This window comes from Pseudomonas sp. PvP025 (assembly GCF_017832155.1).
In the GTDB taxonomy this organism is placed as follows: domain Bacteria; phylum Pseudomonadota; class Gammaproteobacteria; order Pseudomonadales; family Pseudomonadaceae; genus Aquipseudomonas.
In genome coordinates this window covers 343,921-370,545 of the sequence record NZ_JAFIBJ010000001.1, presented here as the reverse complement: position 1 = coordinate 370,545, position 26,625 = coordinate 343,921, and the positions used below count along the sequence as shown (strand labels likewise).

Below are 26,625 nucleotides of genomic sequence, written 5' to 3'. Positions count from 1 at the left end.
ATTGTTTTTAGCCAAGAGGAACGTGCCCATGCACATCATCAATGCCCGCCTGCGCAACCGTGAAGGCCTGCATGATCTGCACCTGGAAAATGGCCGGATTGCCAGCATCACGGCACAGACCGCTGTGCCTGGGTTAACAGCCCACGACCTGGACGCCGCCGGCAATCTGGTGATACCGCCCTTTGTCGAACCGCATATCCATCTCGATGCCACCCTCACGGCCGGCGAACCACGCTGGAACATGAGCGGTACGTTGTTCGAAGGCATCGAGTGCTGGGGCGAACGCAAGGCCACCATCACCGAGGAAGACACCCGCACGCGTGCCCGCAAGACCATCCAGGCCCTGGCCGCCCACGGTATCCAGCATGTGCGCACCCACGTCGATGTCACCGACCCGGACCTCACCGCGCTCAAGGCCATGCTGCAGGTGCGCGAGGAAAGCGCGCACCTGATCGACCTGCAAATCGTCGCCTTTCCCCAGGAAGGCATCGAGTCCTACCGCAACGGCCGTGAGCTGATGGAAGAAGCCATTCGCCTGGGGGCCGATGTGGTCGGCGGTATTCCGCACTTCGAGTACACCCGTGACCAGGGCGTAAGCTCGGTGAAATTTCTGATGGACCTGGCCGAGCGCACCGGCTGCCTGGTGGACGTGCATTGCGACGAAACCGACGACCCCCACTCGCGCTTCCTCGAAGTGCTTGCCGAAGAAGCGCGCAGCCGCGACATGGGTGCCCGTGTCACCGCCAGCCACACCACGGCCATGGGCTCCTACGACAATGCCTACTGCGCCAAACTGTTCCGCCTGCTGGGGCATTCGGGCATCAGCTTCGTGTCCTGCCCCACCGAAAGCATTCACCTGCAAGGGCGCTTCGACAGTTTCCCGAAACGCCGTGGCGTTACGCGCGTCAACGAACTGCTGGAGGCCGGCATGAACGTGTGCTTCGGCCAGGACTCCATCGTCGATCCGTGGTACCCGCTGGGCAACGGCAACATCCTGCGCGTATTGGAAGCGGGCTTGCACATCTGCCATATGCTCGGCTACCGCAACCTGCAAAGCGCCCTCGATCTGGTCACCGACAACAGCGCCAAGGCCATGGCCCTGGGTGACCGGTACGGCCTGGCGCCCGGGCGGCCGGCCAACCTGCTGATTCTCTCGGCAGACAGCGACTATGAGGTAATTCGCAGCCAGGGCCTGCCGCTGTACTCGATCCGCAATGGCAAGGTGCTAATGAAACGCCAGCCCGCGCAGGTGGAATTTTTGCACGCTGCGGGCTAGACGATCGAGTCGATATCCAGCGTATGCGCCCTCCCTCGATCATCGAGGGTGGGCGGCGGAATGCTGGCAACCTGGCACAATGCGCGGTTCTCGCGATGGCTGAACCAACGTTTAAGGCAGGGTTGCAGATGCGGCGCGTCGGCATGACTGCCATAGACGTCGCGGGCATCAAGGCGGCGCCAGCGCAAGCTCTGCAGGCGCTCGCGGCTGGTGCGCAAGCGGTCGATTTCGGCACTCAAGGCCTGGCTGAGTGGGTGCGCGTGACTGCGCTGGTTAGTCGGCCGACGACGATCAAGTTCGCGGTTCCTGTTGCGCAGTTGCTGGCCCATATGCTCAAGCGCTCGGTCGATCCATTCGAACTCCCTCGGCGTGACCAACGTACCCTGGCTTTCCAGGGTCTGCTGCCAACGACGCAAGGTGGCCCAGGCGGCCGGTATGTAACTGGCAGTCATGAAATGCTGGCTGGCCTGAAATAGCTGTTTCAGCAGGTTGTCACGCGCGGGCATGTCACCGTACAGCTGCAGCGCGCGATTGCAGGCCGCTTCCTGGATGGACTCACAACCGGGTTTCCACAACACCGAAGACTGCGTGCCATCCGGCAGCTTGATCGGCATGAAATGCTGCTGTTCGCCATGATGCTGATAGGGGTCGCCACCCACGCGCACCAGCCCGGCGGCGAACAACAAGCCGCCGGGGCCGGGGGCACTGAACAATGCGACAGCACCGGGAATCCACAGCTTGGCAGTGGTGTTCATCCATGTGGCCGGGACACTGGGCACTGGGTCGTTGTGGTTGACGATGCGATGGTGCACCAAGCTGGACGCGCCGGCGACGAACTCGGAGTCGGCTGCGCGGGGGGCGCCGTAAGTGTAGAGGAGTGGGTTGTAATCTCGGTCAGGGACGCGACGCAGCCCTTCAGCCAATAGCAAGGCAATTGCGCCGCCAAGACTGTGACCGCAGATGACAATGCGCTGGTCTTTGTGAAATCGGAATAGATAGTCCAGTACATGGTTATGCATGGCTTGAAATGCTTGGTAAAACCCTTGGTGAGCTTTCCCAACCCCTTCGACAAAGGACACTTGATGAGCATCTGCATCGCGCAAAGCATCCGCCCCACTGGCCGTGCCACGCACTGCGACAAGCACTACCTCATCGTGATGACAGATAAAAGCCTGAGTGTCGGTGCCGAATTCAGCATCGTTGAAAAAGTGAAGTCGCTGCGGACTTTCACCAGCGGAGTGATTCCGCTCATACAGTTTCGGATCAAAAGGCAAGATCTCAAAACGCTTGGAGTAAGCCACGTTTTCGTACAGTGGATAAAACCGCTGCACTTGCGCTGGGTCGAACTTCCAGGCTTCTCGGTAGCAGGACAAATGCTCTACGAACATATTTCCGATACTAGGGTTGAGCGGGAAGCTGACCGTTTCTTCTGAACCGGATGTAGGGTCTTGGCCGAACTCGCAATAGCTTAACGTCGCCATTAGAGCTAACTGGTAAAGGTTCAACGCGCAAAATTGATCACCCGTGGAAATGACAGGCCGCAGCGCTCGCAGAGGCCGAACCTCCAACACCGTGAATTTTTTTGGAAACAGCACCAACCCGTCGAGGAACAATTCTGGAGGGCCAAAGCCCAGCTCTGCCATCATTTTGAGCGCATGCCGCATCGGACGATTAGTGCGCGCCGATATTGGCGGCAAGTGAGCACGGTGCCGTACCAGATCACTGACTTCGACCTGATAAAAATGATCCGCTTTTTTTTGCGCAGGGTTACGCTCGATAAGGGGATCGTCTTGATCAAGAAACAGTGTCTGCTCTGCCCGCACTTGAAGCTCAGTGATAGGCAGTGCGTAATCGGCTCGCGTCCCAAGCCACTGATAGGGCATTAAGTTACCCGAATAAGAATCCTCCAGCATCAGGACGACAGGGCCACAGAAAAAACCCTCAACCCTGGCAAAGCCGTCCCCATTCAAACGACCTTTATATTGCCTGCCAGCACTGTCATTGATGGTGTAGGCCAACCCACCATAACGTTGTCCACTTCCCGCTGTATCAACCAGGCAGAAGGTCAACCAATCTCCGCTTAATGCACAAGCGGGCATCTGACTACTGAAGAATTGCTGCTTCCATGCATCCTGTCCCATGAATGTTCTCCTTAGTTAATAACAAGTCGGATAAATACTGCAAAAGCGTCCATCAGGCATTTTGAACGTCTTGAAGTCAGTGACATTGCCGCGACAAAAGCCGAACACGTCATCCTGGCTTTCCCCCATACACCGCCTCCAGCCGCCTGGGACGCTTACCCAGTTATCACCATCAGCGGGTGATTCTTCCTCGCTGAGTGCCCATGTCATCCTCAACGTCCGGCCAGCTAATCCGTCGCGAGTTACATATCCACCTGGCCGCTCAGTTGTGATTTGACCGCCGTCATCCAATGATCTGCAACGCAGCCCCTTGATCAAGGCATGCGCATAACCAACCGTTCGAAATACCCACTGGCATTGCCCATGAAGCTCCTGTACTCCCGACTCAGGCATCGGAGATGTCCAGGCCTCACCGTTATCGCGAAAATAAATGATCGCGTAATCTCGTCCAATATCCGACCAGCGCGTTCCCCATCTGGCATTGAGTGCGAAAACAAGCTCGCGCACTACCAAGGCACAACCGTCCACGCTCTCCGTCAGCGGCACATCGAAACTCACTCTATTAGCTACCGGCTTGCTGGCGGCCTTGAATATTTTCAACTCAGGCCGTTTACCCATTCTTTTGGGCAGCTTGCAGGTTTCACCGGGTGCAGGTGTATAGGTGGCGTCCCCTAGAGCAGCAAATCCGGCCGGCAAATCCAACTCCAACGTAAAGCGCTCCGCCGCCCTCCCCGCACCCCCATAAAGCCCCGCCATCACAAAAACAAATAACGTCGCTCCCACCCACCTATTCATCCTCGCACCCCGCCCTGCGCCACTGCCCAGCGACCCGTTGAAAATGCTCTCCCGGCGCCTCGCCGGTTCTCGGTTGCCAATGAACAATGCTGCCTCGCGTCGCTTCCTCCAGCCTGCGCACCACCAGGAATTCCAGTTGCTCCACCCCACTCCACTGCCAGGCACGTGCCTGTTCCAGTACTTGCGTCAACCAGATTCGGGGGTCCTGAAATTCAAACAGCGCAGCAAGGTTTTCGCTGTGTTCGGCCAACAGGTAGCGCAGGATATTGCCGTGCAGGATCGCTTCGGACTGTGGGTTTGGGACGGTCAGCCATGGGGCCGGATCAGGCACCGGGTAGTCTCCGGGGGCAGGGTTCTCGGCTTGTTGCCAGGCGCCTTCATGCCAGTAGCACACGCTGATCATAGGGCCGAGAAAGGTCGGCCAGTGTGCTTTCGGTAAATGGGCCAGGGCACGGGCGAAGGTGCGACTGTCGTGGAAACGGTAGAGCGCCTGACTACCAGCCGCCCCCATGATCAACCGCTCGCGCCAGTGTCGCGCCAGGCTGGTCAGGTCTTCATCGGGCAGGCTCCCCAGCCAACCCCAATGGCCCTCGGGATGTTGCAGCAGCTCAACCAGAGCGGGTTCATTCAGATGCTCCAACAGCAGGATCACGGGACCTGAGTCTGCCAGCTGCGCTGCAACGGTCTCGCTGTACAGGCTGCGGTAGTAAGGCGGCTCACGCACGGCCAGCAGTGGCTGACGCGCACGGTTGCTTCCCTCGAGTATCAGACACAGACGCCGTCCCGCCTGTTGTTGCCGGACCATCCATTCGCTGGGCAGGTTCTCCATCATGCAGCCCTCCCGAGCCTGTCGCACAGGCCTTCGCGGCAGCGTTCACAGAGTGGGCAAAAATCCGCGTCCAGTTTTCGAGCCAAACGCATGATGGCGCCCTGTGCCGTGGAGATACTCGCAGCCGCCGCCGGCATGGCGCTGATCGAGCGCGTGAGGGACGGCGCGCCGCCCGGGATGATTGGCCGGCTGCTGAAGATACCGCCGGCCTGGATCACCAGGTGTTCGCCTCCGGCCTTCAGACTCAGTTGCGCCCCCGCATCAATCACCAGGCTGGCACCGGCCTTGAGGTGCAGTTGCTGCCCGGCCTCGATCACCAGGGTCTGGCCGACACGGGTCAGGCTGTCGCCCTGTACATCGAGGTGATCGTGCGCCTCGAGCACCACCTTGCGATCACCCACGACATGGCAATGATCCTCGCTTTCCAGGCGCACCGAATTCACTCCGCGAATGACTTCACGCCGCTCGCCGGCCACCTCAAGGCGACTGTCATGCCCGACCTGTTGTTCCAGGTCACGCTGGGCGCGCAGGAAGATGAGTTCCTCGCCGCGCCGGTCTTCGAGGTGCAACTCGTTGGCGCCATCGCCGCCGGGTGAGCTGCAACTGCGCAACACGCTGCGCGTCTTGTGTTGTGGCAACGGGTAGCTGGGCAGGTGTGATGCATTGGGCAGGCAGCCGTTGACAAGCGGCCGGTCCGGATCGCCTTCCAGGAACGTCACCAGCACTTCCATTCCCACCCGTGGAATCATCATCGCGCCGAAGCCATCACCTGCCCATCCCGACGCCACCCTCACCCAGCAACTGCTCTTGTCGTCGGTCTTGTCCAGGCGATCCCAATGAAAGCGGACCTTCACCCGGCCATAGGCATCGCAATGCACATCCTCCCCGGCAGGCCCGGTCACTGTCGCGGTCTGGCTGCCGTTGATGGTTGGCCTGGGGTGTTTGAGGGGCGGTCGGTGTACGGCGCGCCAGGGTGTCGCGGTGAAGCGGTTGCGATAACCACGGAACTTGCCAGCCTCGACGACTGCTTCCTCCAGCACCTGCGGTTGATAACCTTCATGGCGCACCGACGTAAGCAGCCACAAGTCATTGCAGTCCGGGTCCGGGTGGTCCTGTAACGGCAGGAAGTGACCGCTGCGCAGCGCAGGTTGATCACTCCTGCCCAGCACCCGATGCCGATCGCTTTGATGGCGCTCCAGGCCCCGTCGCGCCAATTGCACACCCCGTGCATGGCCGGTAAAGCCTGCGGGGTACCGATAGTCCTGATGGGGTAGCGCGCCGGTATCCCCGGCGGTGTCCTGCAGGGACAGCGAAGGGTGCTCGAAATCATGATCACGGCGCACGGTTTGCTGGCTGCGTGTCGCCAGCCGCCGGTCGAAACGCTGGACCACCGGAGCGCCCTGATGCATCGGGTCGGCTGAGGCGCTGTAACGCTGCGCGGGCAGGCGCTGAAACACCGTCTGGTCATCGCCGAATACCAGTAGATGATTGTCCGCAGTGTGGCGAAAGTGGAAATGGATGCCCTCCTCCTCGCACAGCCGCTGGATGAAATGCAGGTCGGTTTCTGCGTATTGCACGCAGAACTCGCGCGGCGGATACACCACCGGGCCAAGCTCAAAGGCATAGGCGTCGGCGAGGATGCCGTGGTGTTCGAGCACCGCCGCAATGATCTGCGGCACACTGCGCAGCTGGAAAATCCTCTGGTCGCGGCGGTGGGCCAGGCACGCCAGCCGCGGTGCCAGGGTGAGGCGGTAGCGCGTGAGCCGTGCACCCGGGTCATCGCGACCGACGCTGTAGACCTGCCCATGCAGGCCTTCATCGACTTCGCCCAGGCACAGGAAGACTGGTTGATGAAGCAAGGCCTCCAGGTCAATAGAGGCGTTTTCGCTGACTAACTGAACCTGAATAAAGTATGGCTGATCAATGGCCTCAGTGCCCTTGAATGCCAATACCTGAAAGTCTGTATCCAGCCCTGGAAAGATTAATTTACACCGTGAAGAAACAAACGCATCAGCCATCTTGGGTAACCGCCAATCAACTTCCTGATTGAAATGCTTTTCCTCGTCAGTCCCCGCTGGGTGGCGAAAAAAAGTGCCTGAACGCCCTGAAGCTTAGCGATTCCAGAGGAAATTCGGCCTTTCAAAAATAAAAAAGAAGTTTCGTACGACGAGGATGGAAGTGTCTTTTACAAGATAATAAAAAAGACCAACAGACTGATTGCTATCAATAAGAAATTTCGTACGTTAGTTCGTAGGCAGATAACTAACATGCTGTAGTCACATGCCAAGCAAGTGTCGATTTATCACAAAAAACCGATCCTGTGGGAGGTGCACTGATAAGAGTAATCCCTGCGGGAAATCCGGGGTTCAGCCTTTCCCCCGGGGACTACACCCCTTCAAGACCACCTCCCATAGGCTCGATAGCCTTTCTGTGGTCAGTAACGTGCTGAGCGTTCCCGCATTTGTAAAATAATATTCGCGACCGGCGCTTTTAGCCCCGAATGGCGACGCAAGCACGCTCGCTCGGGACGGCCTGATGTGCAAGGATGTCGCGCAGGACATCGTTAGTTGAACGTCAAACCAAGGACTCTGCATGACTGCCATCCCCACCCCAGCGCCCGTGGTTCCCGGCCGGCTGGAACAAATGTCGACACGCATCGCCTTTTTTATCGCCGGCTTCGGCATCGCGGCCTGGGCCCCTCTGGTGCCCTATGCCAAGGCGCGCGCGAACCTCAACGAAGGCACGCTGGGCCTGCTGCTGTTATGCCTGGGCGTGGGGTCGATCCTCGCCATGCCAATGGCGGGCGTGCTCGCATCACGCTATGGCTGCCGCCGCGTACTGACGGCGGGTACGATCATGATCTGCCTGGCCTTGCCGATGCTGGCCACGGTCAGTTCTATACCGCTACTGATTGCCGGGTTATTCCTGTTCGGCGCGGGCCTCGGCGCGGTGGACTCTACGGTCAACCTGCAAGCGGTGATCGTTGAGCGCGCCAGTGGCAAGACCATGATGTCAGGCTTCCATGGGTTGTTCAGCCTGGGAGGCATCGTCGGCGCGGCGGGTGTCGCGGGCCTGCTGGGGCTCGGCTGCTCGCCATTGCAGGCGACGCTGGTGGTGATCGTGATCATGGTCCTGGCGCTGCTCAAGGCCGGGCCGCATCTGTTGCCTTACGGCAGTGAAAGCTCCGGACCTGCGTTTGCCATTCCCCATGGCGTGGTGCTGTTTATCGGCTGTCTGTGTTTTATCGTGTTCCTGGCCGAAGGCGCGGTACTGGATTGGAGCGCAGTGTTCCTCAGTGCCGAACGCGGCCTGGATGAAGCCTATGCGGGCCTGGGCTACGCAGCCTTTGCCTTGACCATGACCGCCGGACGCCTGACCGGTGATGTGATCGTGCGTCGTCTGGGCGCAACGCGTGTGATCGTGGTCGGCGGCGCGCTGGCGGCGGCCGGCATATTCCTCGCGACACTCTCCCCTGCCTGGGAAATGGCATTGCTCGGTTATGCGCTGGTGGGCGCCGGCTGTTCAAACATCGTCCCGGTGCTCTATACCGCAGTCGGCAAGCAGACCGTAATGCCGGAACACATTGCCGTGCCGGCCATCACCACGCTGGGCTATGCAGGGATTCTGGCGGGCCCTGCCGTGATCGGGTTCATTGCTCACGGCAGCAGTCTGGCCACCGCCTTCATGCTGATCGGGATTCTGCTGGCAGGGGTAGCGGTCAGCGGGAAAATACTGCGGGCATGATCACGTGCGACGGGAAAACAGGTTCCGTAAGCTGGCGAGCAGTGAACTCGACAAACCGGATTCAGACTTCTCCGTGAGCGCTCTCGAACCTTTATGAAAGTCCTCGGTAGTAGGCGCCTTGAAGCTGAATTTAGGCGTGGACGTGAGGTTGAGGCCCTGCGTCAGAGACTTGTCCTGTTTTTTGGCCTCACATGCAGCAGTCAGGGGTACTACGGTGTACTGGGCGTGACGAGATTCAACGGATGTCGAGTTCATGATCCAGACCTGATCCAGTAGTTGAAGACACCCATCGGCACACTCCTACCGATGGGGTGTCTTATTCGTGGCAAACCGCCGCAAATGGTTCCCTCCTGACCGCTCCAAACGTTTGTAAAGGGGCTCCGCCAACTGCCATCAACGCGCCTTGCGCTCTGCGTCCTGCTCAAGCCAATGATCAAGGCTCGTATTGCTGAGATAGCCCTGCGGACACATCGGACCAAACAGCAGCGCGGCGTTGGTGCGCTCCAGAGAGGGCATCAATTCCGGTCGAGTGAACAGATTTTTCGCCATGTACACGCAGCGCTCGCTGTATTTGGGTCTGGGCATGCCTGTGAACGGATCGACTACAGGCACTGCGTGCCGATCGACCTCGTAAGGGTCCAGCATCACCTCCTTGAGCGCCGCGATTGCCACATACTGGCGAGCGCCAAAGAAAAACTTTCGATCCTTCGCCGGCTCGCGCAATTGCTCGAACAATTCCTTAAGAGCCAGCACCACCTCGTGATTGCCCTTGCCATGAAACGGATCCTGGCTGAATACCTGCGGTGAACTGCTGCCCTGGATCGCCGTAGCGGCGATCTTGAGGCTGTCGCGAGTGATGTCGCCATCGCGGGTCAAGATCGCATCGGTCAGTCGCGGGCGCTTGAGGATTTCCCCCACTGTCGGGCTCAGGCGGCTGCGCTCGTCGCAATCGTCATGGGGCTCTGCCGCGAACTGGTGCAGTGATGACAGGGTCAGGCGGCCCTCCTTCAGGAAGGGGCACAACAGGTAATAGTCTTTTTCCAGTGCCGAGGCCAACTGGCTGTCCGTCGTTGCGCAGCCGATGGGAGAAGTCCGCGCCCGCACATTGGGGAGATTCTGCAAACCTCGGTGATGCAGCACGGATAATGATCCGCGCAACCGTGAAGACTGACGAGGCGTTTCGGCCGTTAAAGGCGTCCGGCTTTCACCCCAGGCCTCGGGGGGCGATGCCGGTGTTGCCACGGCTGACCGCATAGCCGTTGTATCCAGCGCTGAAGGCCGTGCGTAAGGTAATGCGCCCTCGATACTCATGAGCTATCTCCAACTTTTTCAAATATAGGCCTGCCTGGTGAGCATCAACTTGATGAGCCCGGTCATCGAGTAAACTCAGGTCAGGCAAACACCTGATATGTGGCTGGATGAGAGGGACAGTTCCGAACGTTCGAAAAACACCAATGACAGCATGTAAAAAACGTTGCGCCCTGGCGGGCAGCCAACCCGTTACCCAGGCGCCACGTACGGTGGGTGGCGCCGGGGCAACAGTCAGCGAGACAAGTGGTAGAGCGCTGACAGCATGAGAGTGTCGCCGCCGGACCCGAGTTGAAAGGCATTGATGTTTTCCAACAACTGAGAACGCTTGAGGATTTCACGGGCCATCTGAATCAGGTCATCCTGATGACCTTTACCCATCAGAGGTTCGGCAGCCCACCTTGCCAGATCGCTGATACGGAGGTCCTGCGCACCCGGCGATTTCAATTCGTTGAAGTGCTGGAATATCGATCCGACCAGCTCTTTATCGCCTTTGTACTTGAAGTAAGTATCGCCCCGGCTGACGGCGGCCAGGTCTTGCAACCTGATCAGGCCATCCTGCGCACCCGTGAATTTATCCTGATCGAGACCTCTCATGAGCGCCGGGCGCTTGAGCATTTCTCTGGCCAGAAGGATGTTCTGGTTCATGACCGGATCGCTGGTCCAGGCTTTTTTCGCCATCGTTCGAATACTGTCGAAGCTGACATAACTCGGCTTCTTCGGGTCTCTGAAGGCGTCGAAATTATTGAACAGCATTTGCGCCAGCTGTTCGTTATTCTGCGTCGACAAGCCCGCAAGCAGGGGTGGCCGGGCGAACCCTAACAGGCTCATCAAGTTACTGACCATTGCCAGCAAACCCCACATCGAAGGCGCAGGGCGCTGAGGCTCGGCGGGCTGATGCTGAATGTGCGCTGTCGTTTGCGCTTGACCGAAAACCGGTCCGGCCTGATTTTGATGGAAGTGAAAGCTCACATTGGCCATTTTCTGCCCATTGACGGACGGCGCAGCAGGCGAAGAGCGTTTGGCCGCTTCCTCAGGCCTGGCGTTAGCCTGGGAGTGGCTATGGAAGGATGAAGTGGATACGGATGGATCAGTCGTCGATACCGACATGGGTTTCTCCAGTGAACGGGGGCGGTCTGCAGCCGAGAGATCCGACCTGCGGTCGAAACGCATCAACTGACCTCCTGTGTGGCGCATCGGTCGGAATCGGTTCCTGGCGGGCAATCATGCATGGCCCTGAACTTCCAGCGCCGCCCGCCAGTCAGCACAAGGGACTCTCAACAATCAGTGGGTGGGCCGATGCAGATCACATTGCAGCAACAAGTAGCGCTGGTCACCGGTGCCAGCTCCGGCATCGGCGCAGGCGCCGCCAAGGCCCTGGCCGAAGCGGGCGCTGCCGTAGTGCTCAATTACAATTCCCAGGCGGCACCGGCCGAAGCCCTGGCCGCGCAGATCAATGCCGGCGGCGGCCGCGCCATTGCCATCGGCGGCGATGTGTCAAAAGAGGCTGACGTGGAGCGTCTGTTTGCCCAGACCCTCGACGCATTCGGTCACCTGGATATTCTGGTCGCCAACTCCGGCCTGCAAAAAGACGCCAAGCTGGTCGATATGACCCTCGACGACTGGAACACCGTGATCGGCGTCAACCTCACCGGCCAGTTCCTTTGCGCCCGTGCAGCGGTGCGCATTTTCAATCGCCAGGGTGTGCGCGAAGGTGTTTCCCGCGCGGCCGGCAAGATCATCCACATGAGTTCGGTGCACCAGCTGATTCCCTGGGCCGGCCATGTGAATTACGCAGCGTCCAAAGGCGGTGTGGAGATGTTGATGCGCACCCTGGCCCAGGAGGTCAGCGAGCAACGCATTCGCATCAATGGCATCGCGCCGGGGGCGATTCGCACGGCGATCAACCGCGCAGCCACCGAAGGCGCGGCAGAAAAAGAGCTGCTCAAGCTGATCCCCTACGGCCGCGTTGGCGACGTGGAAGACGTGGCCAACGCGGTGGTATGGCTGGCCAGTGACGCATCTGATTATGTGGTCGGCAGCACCCTTTTCATTGACGGCGGCATGAGCCTTTATCCGGAGTTTCGTGGCAATGGTTGATTTCAGGAACGAACCCCAGAGCGCGATCGATGCCCACGGCATCATTGGCGACATGCGCAGCGCAGCATTGGTGAACGACAAGGGCAGCATCGACTTTTTCTGCTGGCCGGAATTCGACAGCCCGTCGATCTTCTGCGCGTTGCTCGACACCCCTGACGCCGGCACTTTCCAGCTCACCCCCGACCTGCCCGACGCCCGTCGCGAGCAGATCTACCTGCCCGACACCAATGTGCTGCAAACCCGTTGGTTGAGTGACGAAGCCGTGGTAGAGATCACCGATCTGCTCACCGTCAGTGAGGATGTCGATGACCTGCCGCTGTTGATTCGTCGCGTACGCGTGGTCAGCGGCAAGGCGACCATTCACCTGCGCTGCGCCGTGCGCCATGACTATGCGCGGGCCACCACCCGCGCCGAGATGGCCAATGCAGGCGTGGTGTTCAGCGCCGCCGACCAGCCTGGCCTGCGCCTGAGCGGCAGCCATGCGCTGACCCTCGAAGACGATGCCGCCGTCGCCAGCTTCAGTCTGGCCCAGGGCGAAGGCGCCGAATTCGTGCTCGGCGGTGAGGATGATCCGCGCGTCACCAACGCATGCACCGACCTCTATCTGGAACGCACCTTGAAGTTCTGGCGCGGCTGGATCAGCCAATCCAATTACCGTGGGCGCTGGCGCGAAATGGTCAACCGCTCGGCCCTGGCACTGAAACTGCTGACCTCGCGCAAACACGGCGCAATCATTGCCGCCGCCACCTTCGGCCTGCCTGAAACTGCCGGCGGCGAGCGCAACTGGGATTATCGCTACACCTGGATCCGCGACGCTTCTTTCACTGTCTACGCGTTCATGCGCCTGGGATTTATTGAAGAAGCCAACAGCTACATGCGCTGGCTCAAAGGCCGGGTCAGCGACTGCTGCGGCCAGTCGATCAAGATCAACATCCTCTACGGTATCGACGGTCGCCAGCAGTTGCCGGAAGCCACTCTCGACCACTTCAGCGGTCATGGCGGCGCTACGCCGGTGCGCATCGGCAACGAGGCGTTCGATCAGGTTCAGCTGGATATCTACGGCGAGCTGATGGACGCGGTTTACCTGGTGAACAAATACGGTGAAGCCATCTCCCATGAGGGCTGGAAACACACGGTGGACGTGGCGAACCAGGTCTGCGAAATCTGGAATACCAAGGATGTGGGCATCTGGGAGATGCGCGGCGAACAGCATCACTTCCTGCATTCGCGGCTGATGTGCTGGGTGGCCCTGGACCGCGCAATCCGCCTGGCCTCCAAACGTTCGCTGCCGGCCCCGTTCGCCCGCTGGGACCAGACGCGCCAGGCGATCTATGCCGACATCTGGGAAAACTTCTGGAACGAGGAGCGCGGCCATTTCGTGCAGCACATCGGCAGCACCGCCCTCGATGGCTCAATGCTGCTGATGCCGCTGGTACGCTTCGTCGCCGCCACCGACCCGCGCTGGCTATCGACCCTGGCCGCGATCCAGAAAAGCCTGGTACGCGACGGCATGGTCTACCGCTACCGCAACGACGACAGCCAGATCGACGGCCTGCAGGGCACCGAAGGCGCTTTCGCGGCCTGCTCGTTCTGGTACGTCGAATGCCTGGCCCGCGCCGGCCAGGTGGAAAAGGCACATCTGGAATTCGAGCAACTGCTGCGCTACGCCAACCCGCTGGGCCTGTACGCCGAGGAATTCGACACCCAGGCACGGCACCTGGGCAACACGCCTCAGGCGTTGAGCCATCTGGCGCTGATCAGCGCGGCGACGTTTCTGGACAGGAAGTTGAGTGGGGAGAAGACGGTGTGGCAGCCGTGACCATAGGGTGTCACTTTTGACGCATCGATAGGAGCCAACGATGAACTGCCCTGCCCCGCTGCTTTACGTGCGTACCTCCATGCTGGACATGGCCTATGAGGCCCATGGTCCGGCCGACGGTGAACCGGTGATTCTGTTGCACGGTTTCCCCTATGACCCGCGCAGCTATGATGGGATTGCGCCGGCCCTGGGCGAGCAGGGCTATCGCGTGCTGGTGCCCTACCTGCGCGGCTACGGGCCGACGCGGTTCATCAACACACAGGTGATGCGCTCGGGGCAGCAAGCCGCGCTGGCCAGGGACTTGCTGGACTTCATGGATGCACTGTCGATTGCGCAAGCCACGCTGGCCGGTTACGACTGGGGCGGGCGCGCTGCCTGTATTGTCGCGGCGCTGTGGCCGGAGCGGGTGCGCGGGCTGGTCACCGGCGATGGCTATAACATTCAGGACATCGCCCACTCGCACGAGCCTCAGGCGCCCGCGACGGAGCATCGTTTGTGGTACCAGTACTATTTTCATACCCCACGCGGCGTGGCGGGCTTGACGGCCAATCGCCGCGAACTCTGCCAATTGCTGTGGACGCTTTGGTCGCCGTCCTGGGCAGAAGGACCGAGCCAGTATGCGCAGACCGCGCCTTCATTCGATAACCCCGATTTTGTCGCGGTGGTGATTCACTCCTATCGCCATCGATTCATGTACGCGCCGGGTGATCCTGCGCTGGAATCCATTGAACAGGCGCTGGTGCAACAGCCACCGATTTCAGTGCCGAGTATTTCGTTGTGCGGGGCCGACGACGGCGTCGGGCCTGCGCCGGAAGAAGATGAAGACCTCGCGCATTTCAGCGGGTTTTATCGACGCCAGGTATTGCCTGGCGTGGGCCACAATATTCCTCAGGAAGCACCGCGAGCGACCCTGGCGGCGTTGCTGGAATTGCTGCACCGATAAAAGCACCCTCCCCGCCGGATAAGGCTTGTGATGCAGGCAATGCGGTCTGGCAGGCACACCGCAGCGATCGCATCGCAGCCTCGCTGAAGCTCGACAGTTTCCAGAGGGGTTGGCGCTCGCCACAGGAGCTACTTGTTGGGTAGGGCCGTTTCCATTGGCACCGTGGCTACGCCGGTGAAAAACGCTCCCGGTATGCCTGAGGTGTCACCGACACTGCGCGCAGGAAGCTGCGGCGCAGGGTTTCTTCGCAACCAAACCCGCACTGCACGGCGATGCGCTTGATCGACGCTGCGCTGTCTGCCAGTTGCCGGCGGGCGGTTTCGACGCGGATCAGGTCGACGGCGCGAGCGGGAGTCTGGCCGGTTTCGGCGCGGTAGTGGCGCACGAAGCTGCGCTCGCTCATGCCGGCCTGTGCAGCCAGGGTGGCGATGCTCAGATCCAGCGTCAGGTTTTCCGCGATCCAGGCGTGCAATTCGGCGAAGCGGCTGCCGCCGTTCTGCAACGACAGCGTGACGCTGAATTGCGACTGCCCGCCCGGGCGCTTGAGGAACACCACCAGGTGCCGCGCCACTTCCAGGGCCACGGCGCGGCCAAGATCTTCTTCGACAAGCGCCAGGCACAGGTCGATACCGGCGGTGACACCGGCCGACGTCCACACCGCACCCTGCTGGATGAAGATCGGGTTGGGCTCCACCGTCAAGGCGGGAAACTTGCGCGCCAGTTCCTCGCAACGTGTCCAGTGGGTGGCGACGCGACAACCGTCGAGCAGGCCACTGGCTGCCAGCAGAAAAGCACCGGTGCACACCGAGGCCATGCGCCGGGTGTGCCGGGCTTTTGCGCGCACCCATTGCACCAGCGCCGGGTCTTCGGCTGCACCGTAGACGCCCCAGCCGCCAGCGATCACCAGGGTGTCGCACGGCGTGTCGACTGCCGGCAACGGCTCGGCCAGCAGCGCCAGGCCCGCAGACGTCATGACCGGTTCGGCCTGGGCCGCGATCACCGAGACGCGGTACGGCAACGGCTGGCCACGCTGGCGGGCCAGGTCGTTGGCCGATGCGAACACCTGCAACGGCCCGGTCACATCGAGCACCTGGGCGTTATCAAAAGCGAGTACGTGAATGATTCTGGGCATGATTGGCGCGATTTGTGGGCTCAATGGCGTATACGCCAGAGCCTAGGCCTCTACAGTGCAAGCGTCTACTTCTTCTCAACGGAGTTTCATTCATGACCTTGCAGATCGGCTTCCTGCTGTTCCCCGGCATTCAGCAACTGGACCTCACTGGCCCTTACGACGTGCTGGGCTCGCTGCCGGAGGTGAAATTACATTTGGTATGGAAGGACCTCGCACCGGTCACCTCCAGCACCGGCCTGGTGTTCACGCCGACCATGACCTATACCGACTGCCCCAACCTGGATGTGCTCTGCGTACCCGGCGGTGCCGGCGTCGGTGCGTTGATGGAAGATGCCGACACCCTCGATTTCCTCAAGGCCCAGTCGCTCACTGCACGCTACGTGACCTCGGTGTGCACCGGCTCGCTGGTACTCGGTGCGGCGGGTTTGCTGCGCGGTCGCAAGGCCACCACTCATTGGGCCTACCACGACATGCTCGCCCCGCTCGGCGCAATCCCGGTGCAGGAACGCGTGGTGCGCGACGGCAACCTGTTCACCGGCGGCGGCATTACGGCAGGGATCGACTTTGCGCTGGTGCTGGCGGCGGAGCTGTACAGCGAAGCGGCGGCGCAGTTGGTGCAGTTGCAGATCGAATACGCCCCCGCGCCACCGTTCGACGCCGGACGTCCGGACACTGCGCCACAGCATGTGTTGGACGAAGCCCACAAGCGCACCGCCGAGTCGCGCAGGGTGCGAGGTGAAATTACCGCACGCGCGGCCGCGCGATTAGGCTGACGACGCAGTATCTCTGTGGGAGCGGGCTTGCTCGCGAAGGGGGGTGTGTCATTCGCTGAATCCGGCACTGACATACCGCCTTCGCGAGCAAGCCCGCTCCCACATTTTGAATAAGTGATGACGTCCCCCTTTCGGTAGCAGGCATTCCCATTAAAAACGGTCGCTATCGGTCCTTCGATTAACTTTTTTTCATTTATTTTTGAAGTTAAAAAGACAACTTCCAATCCCACTAAAACCCCGCAGCCACGGCACTTAGTCGTAACTTCCCTCTCCTCTCTGTCCCCCTTTCCCACCGCGTTTTGAAAAACCTTCGCTGTTAAGCAGGAAAATTTTCAAATTTGTTCCTACACTCAAAAACACACCCCTCTTACCACCTGCACGGACAAGGAATGTCAATAAAATGCCTCATAACACACTGATTAACATCTTTAAAACGTTGTATCCGCACCACCGTCAATTCGTTGACTAAGCAACCATGAGGAACACTTCCTTTAGCCACTGCTCCGCAAGATCCCTTCAAATGGATGTGTCGCATTTGGATTGATTAGTTGCGATTTCACCAGCGTAGCCGAGTTTAATGCACTACTAACGCATACCGGTTAAAGCGCATGGAGTGCAATGAGGGATGTTTTATGCGAGAAAAGTCATCAGTCGATAGCTTGTTTTTAACGCGTGCCGGTTTTGTTGAGTTCTTTGTTGTTTTTGTCAAATTTATTCATGGTCTAAGTGCGATATTACCCCCGCTGGTACTGGTTTTTTTCATCGATCCGATGAACCCAGAGATGCGTTCGCACTTCCTCGGCCTGCTCGTATTTTTTGCGTTTCTGACCATCATTTTGTTCCAGGCGTTGGGCATTTATTCGGAGGAATTGTTCAGCAACCGTCTGCGCCTGAAAACCAAGATCAAGGCCTGGTCAGCCGCCTTCTGCATCCTGCTGTTCATGTATCAGATATTGCAGTTTTTTCCACAATTGACGCCACGTAACCTGTTGACCTGGTACTTCGCCAGCCTTGGGCTGTTTTGTCTCGAACGTTTGTTGATGCTGCGCCTTTACAGCAGTTTGATGCGCAAGGGTAAGTACCTGCAGCGCACGGTGATCCTTGGGTTTACCGACACCGCCGTGCACGTTGCCGACCACCTGCAACGCAACGGCGATATCCGCTCCGGTCTGATCGGTTTTATCGATGATCGCACCGAGCGCATCCCCAAGGAGTTAAGCAATCTGCCATTGCTGGGTAACACCCGCGACCTGGAAAAGCTGATCCGCGCCGAGCAGGTCAACCAGGTGATGATCTGTCTGCCCTGGGCTGCGGAGCAGCGCATCCATGGGCTGGTCAATCGTCTACGGCAGTTGTCGGTGAACGTGATGCTGGTGCCGGACATGGCCGCGCTGCGCTACGGCCATAGCAAGATCACCGACGTGGGCGGCATCCTGATGTTCAACACCTCGCAATTGCCATTGCGTGGCTGGTCGCCGGTGATCAAGCGCCTTGAAGATTGTTTGCTGGCGAGCCTGGCGCTGGTGGCGCTGTCGCCGCTGATGATCATCACGGCCATTGCGATCAAGCTCGATTCCAGGGGCCCGGTGCTGTTTCGCCAGAACCGCTTTGGCTATAACGACAATGAAATACGCGTGTTCAAGTTTCGCTCTATGTACACCGACCAGAGCGATTTCACCGCGCAACAACAAACCACCCGGCACGACCCGCGCATCACCCGCGTCGGGCGCATCATCCGCAAGACCAGCATCGACGAGCTGCCGCAGCTGTTCAATGTGCTGCTGGGCAACATGTCGATGGTCGGCCCGCGCCCGCACGCCACTGCTACCAAGGCCGCCGGCGTGCCCTTCGAAGTGGCGGTGAGCGAGTACAGCTCCAGGCACCGGGTCAAACCGGGCATCACCGGCTGGGCGCAGATCAACGGTTACCGGGGTGAAACCGACACCCTGTTCAAGATCCAGAAACGTGTCGAGTACGACCTGGAATACATCTCCAAGTGGTCGGTGTGGTTTGACTTGTACATCGTCTTCATGACGGTTCCCGCCGTTCTATCCACCAAGGAAGTCTATTGATGAATACCCTCAACGGATTAATTCCCTGCATTATTTCCGGTGGGTCGGGCACGCGGCTGTGGCCGGTGTCACGCCAGAACATGCCCAAGCCGTTCATGCGCATGCGCGATGGCCAGAGCCTGTTGCAGAAGACCTTCCAACGCGCCGCACGCCTGCCCGGTGTGGAGAGCGTGCTGACGGTGACCAACCGCGAGATGCTGTTTCGTACACTCGATGACTACCGGTTGGTCAACCCGTCCCGCCTGCCCCTGGACCTGCTGCTGGAGCCGTTCGGGCGCAACACGGCTGCGGCCATCGCCGTGGCGGCGCTGCATGTGCAGGAACATTTTGGCGATGACGCACAACTGTTGGTGATGCCCGCCGACCATTTGATCCACAACGAGACTGCGTTCGCCGCCGCCGTGACCCAGGCCCGTGATCTGGCCGAGGCAGGCTTTCTGGTGACCTTCGGCATCCAGCCCGACCACCCGGAAACCGGCTTTGGCTATATCGAGAAAGGTGAGGCGCTGAGTACCGGCAACCGCGTGCAGCGCTTTGTCGAGAAACCGGACCTGGCCACCGCACAAGCCTACCTCGACGGCGGCAAGCACCTGTGGAACGCCGGGATGTTCTGCTTCAAGGCCAAAACCCTGGTGGACGAACTGACCACTTACGCGCCCGAGGTATTGCAGGCGGCCCGCGCGGCCTTGGAGCACAGCCAGCACCTGCAGAACAAAACCTCGCGCCAGCGTGAGCTGGATGCAGAGGCCTTCGGCAGCGCGCCGGACGTTTCCATCGACGTGGCGCTGATGGAGAAATCCACGCAAGTGGCCGTGGTGCCCTGCGATATCGGCTGGAGCGACATCGGCTCGTGGGAAGCCCTGCGCCAGCTCACGCCGAGCGATGCCCATGGCAACCAGATCAACGGCGAAGCGATTTTGCATGATGTGCACAACTGCTACATCGACTCGCCCAAGCGCGTGCTCGGTGCCGTGGGCGTGCGCGATCTGATCATTGTCGACACCCCCGATGCCCTGCTGATTGCCGACGCCCACCGCAGCCAGGATGTGCGCTATATCGTCGCCGAACTCAAGCGCCAGAACCATCCGGCCTACAGCCTGCACCGCACCGTCACCCGGCCCTGGGGCACCTACACCGTGCTGGAGGAAAGCAGCCGGTTCAAGATCAAGCGCATCGTGGTCAAACCGCAGGCGTCGTTGTCGTTGCAGATGCACCATCACCGCAGCGAACACTGGGTGGTGGTCAGCGGCGCTGCGCAGATCACCAATGGCGAGCGCGAGTTTCTGATCAACGCCAATGAGTCCACCTATATTCCCGCCGGGCACAAGCATCGCTTGACCAACCCCGGCATCATCGACCTGGTGATGATCGAGGTGCAGAGCGGCGAGTACCTGGGCGAGGACGATATCGTGCGCTTTGACGATATCTACGGGCGCGCGCCTGCCGACGTGAAGAAGTGACATGCGCACCTCGCTGATCATCCCGACCCGCAACGCCGCCGGCCACCTGGCGCGGCTGTTGCCTGCGCTGCAGATGCAAACCAGGCAACCGGACGAGATGCTGGTGGTGGACAGTGCCTCCAGCGACGACACGGTGGCCCGCTTTCGCGAGTTCGGCGCCCAGGTCGAGGTGATCGACGCCCGCGATTTCAACCACGGCGGCACGCGGCGCTGGGCCAGCGAACAGGTGAGCGGCGATGCGCTGATCGTGATGACCCAGGACGCGATTCCTGCCGACCCCGAGACGTTCGCCAACCTGCTCGATGAACTGCAGCAGGACCTGCTCAACGGCGTGGCCTACGGGCGCCAATTGCCGCATCCGGACGCCGGCGTGCTCGGCGCGCAGTCGCGGCATTTCAACTACCCGGCCCAGAGCCGCAGCAAAAGCCTGGCCGACGCCCCGCAACTGGGGATCAAGACCTGCTTCAGTTCCGATTCGTTTTCGGTGTACCGGCGCAGCGCACTGCAAGCCGTGGGTGGCTTCCCCGCCGATGTGATCGGCAGCGAAGACGCCTACGTGGCCGCGCGGATGCTGCTCGACGGCTACAAGGTGCGCTACGCCGCCTCGGCGCGGGTGTACCACTCCCACGATTACCGTGTCATGGATGAATTTCACCGCTACTTCGACATTGGCGTGTTTTACGGTCGCGAACCGTGGATCCGCCAGGCCTTTGGCGATGCCGGCGGTGAAGGTAAACGCTACGTGCTGGCGGAGCTGGCGGCACTGCGCAAGGCCGGTGCACTGCACCGCGTCCCCGAAGTGCTGGTGCGCAGTGCCTTCAAGTTGCTCGGCTATCGCCTGGGCCATCTGGAGCGCCGCCTCCCCGTCGCGCTCAAGCGCCGTATCAGCATGTTCCCCGGCTATTGGAAGTGAGCATCATGAACTACAGGAAGTCACCTATGATGAAACGAATCTTGCTTGTTGTAGCGTTGCTCGCCCTGGCCGGGTGCAACACGCCGGCCCGCATTGTCGCGCCGGATGACCAGGCGGTGGAGGAAGGCAAGCGTGCCCTCGACCAGTTGGCCCAATTGCCACCGGCGGTGGAACGCATCCGCGTCGGCGACCAGTTGCGTATCGTGCGCGATGCCGGGGAGATGCCGACATTGTCGGCGTTCAACGTCAGCACCATCTACGAGCTGACGCTGTACACGGTGCAAACCGACGGCAAGATCAACTACCCGTTCCTGGGGCCACTGCAGGTCGCCGGGCGCCAGCCCTCGGAGCTGGCGGCCGAGTTGAGCAACAAACTGGCACCGGTGTACCGCGAACCGCGGGTGACGGTGAATATCAACCAGGCACCGAGCAACTCGGTGATCGTCGGCGGCGCGGTGAATAACCCGACGTCGGTGCAGATCGGTATCGCCAACACGCTGGAGCAGGCGATTGTCGGCGCCGGCGGCGTGAACCCGGCGGGCAACGCAAGCATGGTTGCGTTGCTGCGCGAAGATGCCGAGGGCACCTACCGCGCCTACTTTCTGGACTTCAGCCAATACCTCAAGACCGGCCCCGTCGGCCGCAAACCGGTGCGACTGCAACGCGGCGACGTGGTGTTCGTGCCCAAATCCAACGTAGGCGAGCGTATCCAGGGAGTGGACACCTACTTGAACCAGCTGATTCCGTTCACCAAGTCCATCGGGGTTGGCTACAACTATTCCCGAACCAGCGGCGGCACCAACTAAAGGAGCGACATCCCATGATCGAGATCCGTTCTTTTCGTGATCTTCTGCGCCTGTTTTTCATCTTCCGCCACGAGTTCAAGCTGGCGGCCATCGCTGCGCTGGTCATTATCCTGCTGGGGGCGTTCCTGCTGCCGGCCAAGTACGAATCCACCGCGCGCCTGCTGGTGAAACCGGGGCGTGATTCGACGCTGCCCATCGAGATCAGCAACCGTCAGGCGCTGGTGATGCCCAGCACCCAGCGCGACCCGATTGTCGACGAAGAGCGCCTGCTGACCGGGCGCCCGATTGTGCGCGCGGTTGCCGAGCGTTACCTGGAAGTGCTGGCCAACCAGCCGCCGCCGGAAGGCGTCTGGAAGCTGGGCAAATACCATGTCAAAAATGCGACCGGGGCGATCTCCGATGGCGTGCGCGTGGTGCTGGAATCCCTGGGTGTCATTGAAAAAACCACCCCGGTCGAACGCTTGGCCGCAGGGCTGGAACAAAGCTTCGAAGTCAGCCACGCCGCCGGCTCCACGGTGATGGACATCAGCTTCAAGTGGGGCGACCCGCAGATCGCCCAGGCCGTGGTCAAAAGCTGGGTCGAGATCTACATCAACGAACGCACCCAGGCGCTGGGGCGCAAAAGCCTCTACGCGTTCTATGAGGGCCAGGTGTCCAACAGCGCCACCGAGATCAAGAGCTACAAGGAGCAGATTCTCACGCACCTGAACGAAATCGGCGCGGCCAGCATCACCGATCGCCTGGAAGATCTGTCCGAGCGCATCAACGTGCTGCGCGGCGAAACCTTCAACACCACCCGCCTGATCGCGTCCTCCGACAGCGCCATCGAGAGCACCCGCACCCAGCTCAAGAGCCAGCCCAAGGAAGTGACCACGGTGCGCCAGATTGCGCTGAATCCGCAGCAACAGGATCTGCGCCGCCTGCTCAACCAGAAGCTGCTGGAACGCGCCGACATGATGCGCACCTACACCGATAACGCGCCGCCGGTCAAAGCCCTGGATGCGTCGATCCGTGCCATGCAGGTGCAGGTGGCAGCTGAAAGCAACACCGTGCAAAGCTCGGAAAACCGCGCGCCGAACACCCTGGAAATCCACCTGCAACGGGTGCTGCTGGACGAGTCCAGCAACAACCTGGCGCTGCGCACCCAACTGGTTCAGCAGCAGAAACAACTGGTCAACCTGGAAGCCCAGCGCAAGCAGGCGCTGGAGATCGAACCGGAGTTGACGCGCCTGTCCCGCGAGCTGAGCGCCACCGAGCGCAACTACGCGCTGTATGTGGACAACCTGGAAAAATCGCGCATCGACCGTGAACTGGACAACAGCCAGATCAGCAACATCGCGGTGATCGAAGAAGCCACCCTGAACCCGGGGCGCATCTTCCCGAAAACCCTGGTGATGCTGACGCTGGCGATCCCGTTCGCCATCGTCGTCGGCCTGCTGGTGGTGTACCTGTGCTACCTGCTCGATCAGCGCATCCATGACGGCGGTCTGGTGGAACGCAAGTTCGGCCTGCCACTGTGGACCACCCTGCCGGAGCTGGACACCAGCACCGCGCAGAGCACCAACGCGTTCAATGCCAGCATCTATCGACTCTACGGTTTGCTTGAGCCTGAACGAATAACCGAACAAGGCATGACCCTCGGCCTGACCTCGGCGCGCCACGGCGAAGGGGTAAGTTTTGTGGTGGGGCAACTACGGCAACTACTTCAGGAAAATGGCATCAAGGTCCGCGTCGGAGGTGCGCGGACGGCCTCGCCGGGAGAAGTGGTGCTGCTCGATGCCTCAGCGCTTTTGGATAACCGCGACGCCTTTGTCAGCCTCAGGCGGGCCGATCTGATTGCGTTGGTGGTGGAGGCCCAGAAAAGCACGGTACCGGTGGTGGAACATGCGCTATCGATCCTCAATACGGCCTTCGGCAAGGTGGACGGCATCATTATCAACCGACGAAGGTTCGAGGTACCGGCCAAAGTGCTCAAGACCATTGCCAAGTACCGGGGGGTGTTCTGATGCGCATTGCCCTGCTGGCTCCCTTGCCACCCGAGAAAAACGGCATCGCCGATTACGCGAACCATTTCAAGCTGGCGCTGGAACAGTTGGGTGTGACGGTGCTGACACCGTTGAGCGGCGTCGAGGGATCGAGTGCGGCGATCAAGCGGGCCATCGGCACGTTCGACTGGCACAGCGTGGACCTGGTCCACGGCGAGCTGGGCGGCGGACGACTGGGGGAATTTCTGGCCCTGCGCGAGCTGCACAAGGCCTACCCTGCCCTGCCGCTGACCGCCACCGTGCACGACCCGGAGCGTATGGTGTGGCGCCGCGAACGCCTGCCGTTTCCCCTGCAACTGATGGAGCGATTGCCCAGCCCGTTGCCGCAGGCGGCGGTGGTGTTGGCCGACCCGCTGACGTTGCGCGAAGAGCGCCAGGTCGCCGCCGGTTTGACCCGGTTGATCACCCTGACGCGCCTGGGAGCCGAATGCCTGAGCCAGCGCATGCGCCTGGCGGCCGGCAAAGTCGCGGTGATCAACCACGCCAACCTGGCGATCGCACCGACGCCGTTGCCATCGCTGGACACGCTGCGCCTGCTGTATTTCGGGTTTATCTACCGAGGCAAAGGCATCGAGGACCTGTTGCAGGCCCTGGCCGACGTGTTCAGGCAAGCGCCCGAGTTGCGTGGCCGCGTACGGCTGACATTGGCCGGTGGCACGGCTGCGGAAATGGCGTTCGGCGCGGGGGGCAATTACCTCGACCAGTTGCACAGCCAGATCGCCGACCTCGACCTGGCCGACGCCATCGACTGGCGGCTGAACCTGCCGGCGGATGAGATTGCCGCGACGATCCAGGCCCATCATGTGATGGTGCTGCCCTACCGCGAGTCGAAAAAACTCGGCCTGCTGGGGCGCCAGCGTGGCACCAGCGGTGCGTTGTCATGGGCGGCGGCGTGCGGGCGTGGGGCGATCACTTCGGATGCGCGGGCGTTCGCCGAAGAAGTCGCCAGCGGCAATGGCGCGATCTATCCTCAGGGCGATGTGGCCGCCCTGAGTGCGCAACTGCTGCGTCTGGCCCTTACACCGACGCTGGCGCGGGACTGGGCCGAGCGCGCCGGGGAAATCGGGCGCGAACGTTTGTGGCCGTTGACCGCGCAGCAGTTCAGGCAACTTTTCAAGCAGGCAATTGTGGGAGGTCCCCATGGTGCGTAAGGGCACGTACTTTTTGACGCTTGTGCTGGTCGCGGCGCTGGGCCTGGGCGCTGTGCTCTGGGGGCGCCAGGCCGACGCCGAGAGCCATGTGCTCAAGGGCAGCAAGGTGCTGGTGTGGAAGGACTTTCTGGGCGTTAACGCGCAGTTCCTGTGGTTCAGCCCCGAGCGCTACCAGAAGCAGATCGACCGTCTCAAGGCGCTGGGCCTGGAGTGGGTGCGCCTGGATCTGCATTGGGATCAACTGGAGCCGGTGCAGGGCCAATACCAGGTCGCAACCCTCGACCAATTGGTGAAGAAGCTGCAGGACAACCAGCTCAAGTCGGTGTTCTACCTGGTCGGTTCTGCGCCCTTTGCCACCACCGCGCCGGTGGGCGCGCCTTATCAGGACCAATACCCGCCAAAAGACCCGCACGTGTTTGCCAACCGCATGGCGCTGCTGGCCGAGCGTTACCCCAGCGTGGACGCCTGGCAGGTGTGGAACGAGCCGAACCTGCTCGGCTTCTGGCGCCCGGTGGCCGACCCGGCGGGTTACGCCACACTGCTGACCACCACCGCCGCCGCGCTGCGCGCCATGCGCCCGGACAAACCGGTGGTGGCCGCCGGCATGGCGTTCTTCAGTGAGATGCCCAACGGCCAGACCATGTTCGACGCCCTGGGCGCGTTGGGTATCGCCAGCCTCAACACGGTGATTGCCTACCACCCCTACACCCAACTGCCCGAGGGCAACGACCCGGCCAACCTGGACTTCATCGCCAAAACCACCGCGCTCAACCAGGCCTTGCGCGCAGGCGGCGTGCAAACGCTGTGGACCACCGAGTGGGGCTGGTCCACCTACACCGGCCCCAAGGACGCCCAGGACATCATCTCGCTGCAAGGCCAGGCCGATTACGTGGTGCGGCGCTTGGCGCTGATGAGCGCGCTGGATTACGACCGCACGTTCCTGTTCACCTTGAGCGACCTCGACCAGCGCGCCAGCGTGCGCGACCAGTCCTACGGCCTGCTTGATATCGACGCCAACCCCAAACCTGTCTACACCGCCTTGAAGTACTTTCTCGACGTAAGCGGGCCGAGCCTCACCCCCGGCGACCCACCCAGCGCCGACCAATTGCCCGACGGCCTGTTCAGTATCGGCTGGACCCGCGCCGATGGGCGCAAGTTGTGGTTTTTCTGGGCGGCCCAAGGCGGCAACGCGCATTTGCCGGGCCTTGCCAGCGCGACGCTGTACGACCCGCTGCGCGGCACGCAAACCCCGGTCAGCGGCACCGGCGGCTTGACCGTGCCGGTCAAATCGAACCTGCAAATTCTGCTATGGGATTGA

20 protein-coding genes are annotated in these 26,625 nt (G+C 60.9%); 13 read left to right on the top strand and 7 right to left on the bottom strand.

The annotated features are described in order from the left end of the window. Positions 1-28: 28 nt before the first annotated feature. Positions 29-1,276: a cytosine deaminase gene (codA, locus tag JOE32_RS01745; RefSeq protein ID WP_209980883.1), complete on the top strand. Its 1,248-nt coding sequence runs from the start codon at positions 29-31 to the stop codon at positions 1,274-1,276. Here codA and JOE32_RS01740 read toward each other — a convergent pair. Genes JOE32_RS01740 through JOE32_RS01725 form a run of 4 tightly spaced genes read right to left on the bottom strand, consistent with a single transcriptional unit; the run spans position 1,273 to position 7,059 of the window. Next, complete coding sequence (locus JOE32_RS01740; RefSeq protein ID WP_209980881.1) at positions 1,273-3,417, bottom strand: lipase family protein; 2,145 nt, start codon at positions 3,415-3,417, stop codon at positions 1,273-1,275. The genes codA and JOE32_RS01740 overlap by 4 nt on opposite strands. 15 nt (positions 3,418-3,432) lie before the next feature. Beyond that, positions 3,433-4,212, bottom strand: coding sequence for a hypothetical protein (locus JOE32_RS01735; RefSeq protein ID WP_209980879.1), 780 nt, complete (start codon positions 4,210-4,212; stop codon positions 3,433-3,435). Continuing rightward, on the bottom strand, positions 4,205-5,041 hold the full coding sequence (locus JOE32_RS01730) for a DUF4123 domain-containing protein (protein WP_209990252.1): 837 nt from the start codon (positions 5,039-5,041) through the stop codon (positions 4,205-4,207). The genes JOE32_RS01735 and JOE32_RS01730 overlap by 8 nt, the downstream gene beginning before the upstream one ends. Next, the gene (locus JOE32_RS01725; protein WP_209980876.1) at positions 5,041-7,059 is read right to left on the bottom strand and encodes a type VI secretion system tip protein VgrG; all 2,019 of its coding nucleotides are present in this window, start codon (positions 7,057-7,059) and stop codon (positions 5,041-5,043) included. The genes JOE32_RS01730 and JOE32_RS01725 overlap by 1 nt, the downstream gene beginning before the upstream one ends. Positions 7,060-7,633: 574 nt before the next feature. Between JOE32_RS01725 and JOE32_RS01720 the strand changes: the two genes are divergently transcribed. Then, positions 7,634-8,785, top strand: coding sequence for an MFS transporter (locus JOE32_RS01720; protein WP_209980874.1), 1,152 nt, complete (start codon positions 7,634-7,636; stop codon positions 8,783-8,785). Between the two features lie 393 nt (positions 8,786-9,178). On the opposite strand, the gene JOE32_RS01715 is transcribed toward JOE32_RS01720, so the two are convergent. Continuing rightward, positions 9,179-10,096: a type III secretion protein gene (locus JOE32_RS01715; RefSeq protein WP_209980873.1), complete on the bottom strand. Its 918-nt coding sequence runs from the start codon at positions 10,094-10,096 to the stop codon at positions 9,179-9,181. A 231-nt stretch (positions 10,097-10,327) separates the two neighbouring features. Continuing rightward, entirely contained in the window at positions 10,328-11,266 is a 939-nt protein-coding gene (locus JOE32_RS01710) for a type III secretion effector protein (RefSeq protein WP_209980871.1), read from the bottom strand. 126 nt (positions 11,267-11,392) lie between these two features. On the opposite strand from JOE32_RS01710, the gene JOE32_RS01705 reads away from it, so the two are divergent. Genes JOE32_RS01705 through JOE32_RS01695 form a run of 3 tightly spaced genes read left to right on the top strand, consistent with a single transcriptional unit; the run spans position 11,393 to position 14,955 of the window. Next, positions 11,393-12,193: a glucose 1-dehydrogenase gene (locus JOE32_RS01705; RefSeq protein WP_209980869.1), complete on the top strand. Its 801-nt coding sequence runs from the start codon at positions 11,393-11,395 to the stop codon at positions 12,191-12,193. Further along, positions 12,186-14,012 (top strand): glycoside hydrolase family 15 protein, encoded by a 1,827-nt coding sequence (locus JOE32_RS01700; RefSeq protein ID WP_209980867.1) that lies wholly within the window; start codon positions 12,186-12,188, stop codon positions 14,010-14,012. The genes JOE32_RS01705 and JOE32_RS01700 overlap by 8 nt, the downstream gene beginning before the upstream one ends. Positions 14,013-14,052: 40 nt before the next feature. After that, positions 14,053-14,955: an alpha/beta hydrolase gene (locus tag JOE32_RS01695; protein WP_209980865.1), complete on the top strand. Its 903-nt coding sequence runs from the start codon at positions 14,053-14,055 to the stop codon at positions 14,953-14,955. 166 nt (positions 14,956-15,121) lie between these two features. Here the strand turns inward: JOE32_RS01695 and JOE32_RS01690 are convergent, their stop codons facing one another. Beyond that, positions 15,122-16,087 (bottom strand): GlxA family transcriptional regulator, encoded by a 966-nt coding sequence (locus JOE32_RS01690; protein WP_209980863.1) that lies wholly within the window; start codon positions 16,085-16,087, stop codon positions 15,122-15,124. Between the two features lie 92 nt (positions 16,088-16,179). Here JOE32_RS01690 and inhA point away from each other — a divergent pair, with 92 nt between their 5' ends. From inhA to JOE32_RS01650, 8 genes are all read left to right on the top strand, one after another. Beyond that, the gene (gene inhA, locus JOE32_RS01685) at positions 16,180-16,860 is read left to right on the top strand and encodes an isonitrile hydratase (protein ID WP_209980861.1); all 681 of its coding nucleotides are present in this window, start codon (positions 16,180-16,182) and stop codon (positions 16,858-16,860) included. A 632-nt stretch (positions 16,861-17,492) separates the two neighbouring features. After that, positions 17,493-18,932 (top strand): undecaprenyl-phosphate glucose phosphotransferase, encoded by a 1,440-nt coding sequence (locus JOE32_RS01680; protein WP_209980859.1) that lies wholly within the window; start codon positions 17,493-17,495, stop codon positions 18,930-18,932. Then, positions 18,932-20,392: a mannose-1-phosphate guanylyltransferase/mannose-6-phosphate isomerase gene (locus tag JOE32_RS01675; RefSeq protein ID WP_209980858.1), complete on the top strand. Its 1,461-nt coding sequence runs from the start codon at positions 18,932-18,934 to the stop codon at positions 20,390-20,392. Before JOE32_RS01680 ends, JOE32_RS01675 begins: the two co-directional genes overlap by 1 nt. 1 nt (position 20,393) lies before the next feature. Further along, positions 20,394-21,305, top strand: a complete 912-nt coding sequence (locus JOE32_RS01670) for a glycosyltransferase (protein WP_209980856.1) — start codon at positions 20,394-20,396, stop codon at positions 21,303-21,305. A gap of 29 nt (positions 21,306-21,334) precedes the next feature. Beyond that, positions 21,335-22,111: a polysaccharide biosynthesis/export family protein gene (locus JOE32_RS01665; protein ID WP_057009108.1), complete on the top strand. Its 777-nt coding sequence runs from the start codon at positions 21,335-21,337 to the stop codon at positions 22,109-22,111. Positions 22,112-22,125: 14 nt separating this feature from the next. After that, positions 22,126-24,117 carry an exopolysaccharide transport family protein gene (locus tag JOE32_RS01660; RefSeq protein WP_209980855.1) on the top strand — a complete coding sequence of 664 codons (1,992 nt, stop codon included), beginning with the start codon at positions 22,126-22,128 and terminating at the stop codon, positions 24,115-24,117. Beyond that, entirely contained in the window at positions 24,117-25,307 is a 1,191-nt protein-coding gene (locus JOE32_RS01655; RefSeq protein WP_209980852.1) for a glycosyltransferase, read from the top strand. Before JOE32_RS01660 ends, JOE32_RS01655 begins: the two co-directional genes overlap by 1 nt. Beyond that, positions 25,297-26,625, top strand: coding sequence for a beta-galactosidase (locus JOE32_RS01650; RefSeq protein WP_209980850.1), 1,329 nt, complete (start codon positions 25,297-25,299; stop codon positions 26,623-26,625). Before JOE32_RS01655 ends, JOE32_RS01650 begins: the two co-directional genes overlap by 11 nt.

Bases quoted from the DNA above. Each gene is read 5' to 3' on its own strand.
- codA (WP_209980883.1), top strand. From the start codon at position 29: ATGCACATCATCAATGCCCGCCTGCGCAACCGTGAAGGCCTGCATGAT.
- JOE32_RS01740 (WP_209980881.1), bottom strand. From the start codon at position 3,417: ATGGGACAGGATGCATGGAAGCAGCAATTCTTCAGTAGTCAGATGCCC.
- JOE32_RS01735 (WP_209980879.1), bottom strand. From the start codon at position 4,212: ATGAATAGGTGGGTGGGAGCGACGTTATTTGTTTTTGTGATGGCGGGG.
- JOE32_RS01730 (WP_209990252.1), bottom strand. From the start codon at position 5,041: ATGGAGAACCTGCCCAGCGAATGGATGGTCCGGCAACAACAGGCGGGA.
- JOE32_RS01725 (WP_209980876.1), bottom strand. From the start codon at position 7,059: ATGGCTGATGCGTTTGTTTCTTCACGGTGTAAATTAATCTTTCCAGGG.
- JOE32_RS01720 (WP_209980874.1), top strand. From the start codon at position 7,634: ATGACTGCCATCCCCACCCCAGCGCCCGTGGTTCCCGGCCGGCTGGAA.
- JOE32_RS01715 (WP_209980873.1), bottom strand. From the start codon at position 10,096: ATGAGTATCGAGGGCGCATTACCTTACGCACGGCCTTCAGCGCTGGAT.
- JOE32_RS01710 (WP_209980871.1), bottom strand. From the start codon at position 11,266: ATGCGTTTCGACCGCAGGTCGGATCTCTCGGCTGCAGACCGCCCCCGT.
- JOE32_RS01705 (WP_209980869.1), top strand. From the start codon at position 11,393: ATGCAGATCACATTGCAGCAACAAGTAGCGCTGGTCACCGGTGCCAGC.
- JOE32_RS01700 (WP_209980867.1), top strand. From the start codon at position 12,186: ATGGTTGATTTCAGGAACGAACCCCAGAGCGCGATCGATGCCCACGGC.
- JOE32_RS01695 (WP_209980865.1), top strand. From the start codon at position 14,053: ATGAACTGCCCTGCCCCGCTGCTTTACGTGCGTACCTCCATGCTGGAC.
- JOE32_RS01690 (WP_209980863.1), bottom strand. From the start codon at position 16,087: ATGCCCAGAATCATTCACGTACTCGCTTTTGATAACGCCCAGGTGCTC.
- inhA (WP_209980861.1), top strand. From the start codon at position 16,180: ATGACCTTGCAGATCGGCTTCCTGCTGTTCCCCGGCATTCAGCAACTG.
- JOE32_RS01680 (WP_209980859.1), top strand. From the start codon at position 17,493: ATGCGAGAAAAGTCATCAGTCGATAGCTTGTTTTTAACGCGTGCCGGT.
- JOE32_RS01675 (WP_209980858.1), top strand. From the start codon at position 18,932: ATGAATACCCTCAACGGATTAATTCCCTGCATTATTTCCGGTGGGTCG.
- JOE32_RS01670 (WP_209980856.1), top strand. From the start codon at position 20,394: ATGCGCACCTCGCTGATCATCCCGACCCGCAACGCCGCCGGCCACCTG.
- JOE32_RS01665 (WP_057009108.1), top strand. From the start codon at position 21,335: ATGAAACGAATCTTGCTTGTTGTAGCGTTGCTCGCCCTGGCCGGGTGC.
- JOE32_RS01660 (WP_209980855.1), top strand. From the start codon at position 22,126: ATGATCGAGATCCGTTCTTTTCGTGATCTTCTGCGCCTGTTTTTCATC.
- JOE32_RS01655 (WP_209980852.1), top strand. From the start codon at position 24,117: ATGCGCATTGCCCTGCTGGCTCCCTTGCCACCCGAGAAAAACGGCATC.
- JOE32_RS01650 (WP_209980850.1), top strand. From the start codon at position 25,297: ATGGTGCGTAAGGGCACGTACTTTTTGACGCTTGTGCTGGTCGCGGCG.